Origin of the sequence: Clostridioides mangenotii TR (genome assembly GCF_000498755.1) — a bacterium.
GTDB classification, from domain to species: domain Bacteria; phylum Bacillota; class Clostridia; order Peptostreptococcales; family Peptostreptococcaceae; genus Metaclostridioides; species Metaclostridioides mangenotii_A.
Genome location: NZ_AXUS01000048.1, coordinates 1 through 5,501 on the forward strand (window position 1 = coordinate 1; position 5,501 = coordinate 5,501).

General features: G+C 32.6%; 3 protein-coding genes, 1 rRNA gene and 1 pseudogene. 3 read left to right on the top strand and 2 right to left on the bottom strand.

All coding sequences use genetic code 11. The features are described 5' to 3' along the window. Positions 1 to 156: 156 nt before the first annotated feature. A complete protein-coding gene (locus tag T473_RS0114960; RefSeq protein WP_024622582.1) occupies positions 157 to 1,095 on the bottom strand; it encodes a hypothetical protein in 939 nt (312 codons plus the stop codon). Between the two features lie 184 nt (positions 1,096 to 1,279). Between T473_RS0114960 and T473_RS0114965 the strand changes: the two genes are divergently transcribed. Both T473_RS0114965 and T473_RS20025 read left to right on the top strand, forming a co-directional pair. Further along, on the top strand, positions 1,280 to 1,654 hold the full coding sequence (locus T473_RS0114965) for an ArsR/SmtB family transcription factor (protein WP_152522325.1): 375 nt from the start codon (positions 1,280 to 1,282) through the stop codon (positions 1,652 to 1,654). A gap of 14 nt (positions 1,655 to 1,668) precedes the next feature. After that, positions 1,669 to 4,049, top strand: a pseudogene (locus T473_RS20025) (heavy metal translocating P-type ATPase). Between the two features lie 117 nt (positions 4,050 to 4,166). Here T473_RS20025 and trhA read toward each other — a convergent pair. Further along, complete coding sequence (gene trhA / locus T473_RS0114975; protein WP_024622584.1) at positions 4,167 to 4,814, bottom strand: PAQR family membrane homeostasis protein TrhA; 648 nt, start codon at positions 4,812 to 4,814, stop codon at positions 4,167 to 4,169. Between the two features lie 590 nt (positions 4,815 to 5,404). Between trhA and T473_RS0114980 the strand changes: the two genes are divergently transcribed. Continuing rightward, positions 5,405 to 5,501: ribosomal RNA gene (locus tag T473_RS0114980) — 16S ribosomal RNA — on the top strand; the annotation flags it as partial.

Here is a 5,501-nt window from a genome sequence, read left to right on the forward strand (position 1 = left end):
TATTAATTATTATAATAAAAAAGACTAGAAATTAATCTAGTCTTTTTATCTGTATAACTTTATTTCTATAATATTGGGGGAATATTATGAGGAATATATTAATATTATTGTCATATTCTTGAAAAATATACACTAAATTTAATTAATTAAAAAAGTTTACATTTCTTCTTCATCGAGTTCTTCCTGATTTATTTGAGCAGGATCTACATTCGATACATATCTAGGGGTTCCTGAACTAGATGGAGTACTAGACATATTTGGTGTAGAAACTGAACTATTTGAGTAAGTTCCAAAATTAATCCCATATTTGCTTGAATTTGCAGTTGATCCAGTACTAGAGCCAGGATTAGAGCCACTCGGTAATTTATTCATATTGCTGTTCATAGGGTTATTCATTTTACTTCCTGTATTATTACTTGTAGGATTATTCATCCAGCCGTTTGCTGAAGAACTCATATTGCTAGAGCCGCCCATGTTAGAGCTACCCATGCTAGAGCCGCCCATGTTAGAGCCACCCATGCTAGAGCCRCCCATGTTAGAGCCACCCATGTTAGCACCATAAGGAGTCATACCCCCACCAAAGTCCATACTTTGTGGAATAACAACAGGAAGACCTTGCATAGTCCCTCTGATTACTCCAGGTATCATTATAATTACATCACTTCCCATAAAATTAATTCCGGGATACATATTTGGATTAACAGATTGTTGATTAGTACCTGTCTGGTTTTGATTGCCACCTGTATTAGCAAAATTTGCAAAGTATGAATTTGCATTGCTATTAGGCATATTTTGGGCGTTCTGAGGTCGGGTATTTGGATTTACCATGTTTTGGTTGAAACCTTGATAGTAATTTCCCTGCGTCTGTTGGCTGTAGTTTGGCATTTCAGTATAATCTTCACCTGGTTGGTTATTTGTATTTGCAGCTTGTTGATAGTTATTATTCATTTGATTTAGATTAGATCCAGAACCAGCACCATCTATCCTATTCATATCCTGGTCGTTACTGAAATCAATATAATCTTTATAGGAATCTGGATTTAAGTATGGCATGTAACTGATATCTAAATTGTTTTTTGTTTCATCGAAACTCATATAAGCACCTCCCAAAAAAACTATAAAAAGTTATTCTTATAATATATATAAAAGTTAGCTATATAATATGTATGATTTATTTATTTAAAAAATATCTTAATAGATATTGCATAATTTTACAGTTAGGATTATAATGAACATATGAACAATTATTCAAATATTAAAATGATAGGAGAAATAAACTATGAATATAAATGAAGAATTTAAAACTTGTGAATGTAAAAATGTACATCAGGAAATAGTAAGCGGAGCGAAGTCTACTATGCCGGGTGAAGAGGTATTATACGATTTGGCTGAGTTGTTTAAAGTATTTGGAGATTCAACTAGAATAAGAATCTTATACGCTCTTTTCGCTAGTGAGATGTGTGTATGTGATATAGCAAGTTTACTAAATATGACAGACTCAGCGATTTCACATCAGTTGAGAGTTTTAAAGCAAGCTAGACTTGTTAAGTTTAGAAAAGAAGGTAAGACAGTATTTTACTCATTAGACGACGATCATGTAAGTCAAATATTTAATTGCGGTCTATGTCATATCCAAGAGTTAAATAAAAAATAAGGGAGGTCTTCTATATGTCATCTGAAGTAATAAACAAAAAAGAAATGATTTTAGGTGGTTTGAGTTGTGCACACTGTGCAACAGAGATAGAAGAGGCAGTAGGCAAACTTGATGAAGTAAAATCTGCAAACCTAAACTTTTTAAACAAAAAATTGAGTTTTGAGATGCAAGACTCCGTAAATGAATCGCAAGTTATAGATAAAATAGTAAATAAAATTAATATTATAGAGCCTGGGATAGATATAAAATTAAAAGATACAGCGAAGGCAAATTCAAATAAAAAAGAAATGATTTTAGGCGGTTTAAGTTGTGCACATTGTGCATCACAGATTGAGGAAGCTATAGGAAAATTTGATGAGATAAAATCTTCGAACTTAAACTTTGTCAATAAAAAATTAAGTTATGAACTTACTTCACAAGCTGATGAAAAAGTAGTTTTAGAAAAAATTATAGATAAGATTAATACCATAGAGCCTGGCCTTGATATTCAGATGAAGTCTGGTAAAAAACAAAGTGAACACAGTGAGGATTCACATGATCATGGCGGTGGAGAACACAATAAAAAAGAATTAGTGAAACTACTTTTAGGTGTAGCTGTCTATATATTAGGTATATATCAAACAGCCACAGGTAATGAGAGTATAGTAAGCAGCGTAATATTCGTTGTGGCTTATTTAGTAATTGGTGGAGATGTATTATTAAAAGCTATAAAAAATGCCACTAATGGTAGAGTATTCGATGAGAACTTCCTTATGTCCATTGCAACAGTTGGAGCATTAGCAATAGGAGAGTTAGCTGAAGCAGTTGGAGTTATGCTTTTCTACAAGATAGGAGAGTACCTACAAGATATGGCAGTCGGAAAATCTAGAAAATCTATCACTGCGCTGATGGAAATTAGAGCAGACTACGCCAATCTTAAAGTTGGATCAGAAATAAAAGTAGTATCACCTGAAGATATTAATATAGGAGATATAATAGTAATTAAACCTGGTGAAAAAGTTCCTCTAGACGGTGTAGTTGTAGAGGGTTCATCTATGCTCGATACTTCAGCTATAACTGGAGAATCAGTCTGAGAGAAGTTTCAAAAGATGAGGAGATCTTATCTGGTGTAATTAATAAAAATGCTTTACTTACTGTTAGGGTAACTAAGTTGTTTGGAGAGTCGACTGTTTCTAAAATCTTAGACCTAGTAGAAAATGCAAGCAGTAAAAAAGCACCTACAGAAAACTTTATTTCCAAGTTTTCAAAATACTATACACCAGCAGTAGTGGCAATAGCTTTGGCAGTTGCATTTATTCCTCCGCTTGTATTGCCGGATGCTTCTCTTAGGGAATGGGTTTACAGAGGGCTTATATTTTTAGTAGTTTCTTGTCCTTGTGCACTTGTTCTATCAATACCGCTAAGTTTCTTCAGTGGTATAGGTTTAGCATCTAAAAAGGGTATTCTTATTAAGGGAAGTAACTATCTAGAATCTCTTAGATATGTAGATACAGTAGTATTTGATAAAACTGGTACTCTTACAAAAGGTGTTTTCAAAGTTACAAAAGTATATCCAGTTGGAATTTCAGAAGAAAAATTAATTGAGTATGCAGCATTAGCTGAAGCAAACTCAAATCACCCAATAGCAAAATCTATAACTAATTTCTACAATAAAAAAGTTGATTTAGATAAAGTAGAAAACTACGAGGAAATAGCAGCTCATGGTATAAAGATAAATTACTTTGGCGAGACAATTCTTGCAGGTAACGAAAAGCTTATGAAGAGCGAAAATATTTCTTACACTCCAGCTACAGAAGTTGGAACAGTAGTATATGTAGCTGTAGACTCAGAATTCAGGGGATATATAGTTATATCTGATGAAATAAAAGAGGACAGTGTTAAAGCAATCAAAGATTTAAAAAATGAAGGTATAAAACAAGTAGTAATGCTTACTGGAGATAACGAAAAAGTAGCAAATAATATAGCATCGAAATTAGGATTAGATAAAGTTTACTCAAATCTCTTACCTGATGAAAAAGTTGAAAAGCTAGAGGAAATATTTAAGGGAAGAACAGATAAAGAAAAAGTAGTATTTGTTGGAGATGGAATTAACGATGCGCCAGTTCTTGCTAGAGCAGATGTAGGTATAGCGATGGGAGGACTTGGATCTGATGCAGCTATCGAAGCCGCTGACATAGTTCTTATGAACGATGAACCTAGCAAAATATCAGTTGCTATAGGTATTGCGAATAAAACTAATAAGATTGTATGGCAAAATATAGCGATTGCCCTAACTGTTAAGGCGATAGTTATGGTATTAGGTGCTGGAGGAGTTGCTACTATGTGGGAAGCAATATTTGCCGATGTAGGGGTAGCGTTAATAGCAGTTCTTAATGCAATGAGAGCTATGAAGTAAGGAGCTTATTGTAAAGTGAAAAATTATATTCAATAGTATGCATTGTTATCAATTAAAGTGGAGCCTTAAAAACGATTTATTAAATCATTTTAAGGCTCCCCTTCTGTTTAAATGTATTTATATTACATATTTAAATACGCATATGTAGTGAGTTAACGTTCCAAAAAGTATAAATATATGGAATATCTCATGATATGCAAAATTCTTGAACTTTAAGAACTTAGGTTTCACTGCATATATAACTGCGCCGATTGTATAGAAAACACCACCACCTACAAGCAATATAACACCCTCAAGCGATATAGCTTTGTATAGAGGAACTATTAGTAGTACAGAAACCCAACCCATAGCAACATATATAACTGTAGATATCCATCTAGGGCAGTTAAACCATATAAGTTTAAAGCATACTCCAGCGATTGCTGCAGTCATAATTACAGCGAACAGTGCCCAGCCAGTAGGTCCATTTAGCGCTATTAAACAAAATGGAGTGTAAGACCCTGCAATCAATATAAATATCATTGAGTGATCAAGTCTTCTAAGCCAACTGATTACTTTATCAGAAGAGATTACAAGATGGTATACAGTCGATGCAGTATATAAAAGTATCATACTAATACCAAAAATAATCACTGCAGTAAGTGATAAAGCAGAAGGATTATCCAAGCTTGTTTTTATTACTAGAGCTAGTAAACCTATAAATGAAAGAACAGCTCCAGCCAAGTGAGTAAATCCATTGATTGGTTCTCTAAGATATTTATTCAATTTTCAATCACCTCTCTTAACTTAAATATATATAATAGAAAAGATTATTATAGAATTTAAATCTATTATTGACCTGTTTCATAATTTATATAATATAGACTATTATACTTCAAAATGACAGAAAATAGATACATTTTAAATATAAATAAAAATAGTTTTATTAAAGTTTAAATAAATTCAATGAAAATATAAATAAAAATAGTAATGTTAGATAACGATAAAATAATGCAGAACCTATTGTAGATAAAAGAATATAAGTTTTTACTATTAATAGTATAGTAATGATTTGATATAGAAAAAATGGTTTAAAGACCTGGAATAGCTGATAGTGAGAATCTATTTTACAGTTAGTTAAATCATGAGGATTATAAAATATATAAAAAATATCAAAAAAAGTGTTGACTTAGTTTTTAGATTTTGATATAGTAATACTTGTCCTCGAAAGAGCGGCAAACGAAACACAACGAAGCAAGAAGAAAACAAAAAAGAACATTGAAAATTAAACAGTAGGTTAATTTATAAGAAAACAAGAAACAAACCATATAAAGCCAGATATTAAAGATAACGATAGTATCTGAGCAGGTCAAATTATTATTGAGAGTTTGATCCTGGCTCAGGATGAACGCTGGCGGCGTGCCTAACACATGCAAGTCGAGCGAACCCTTCGGGGGAGAGCGGCGGACGGGT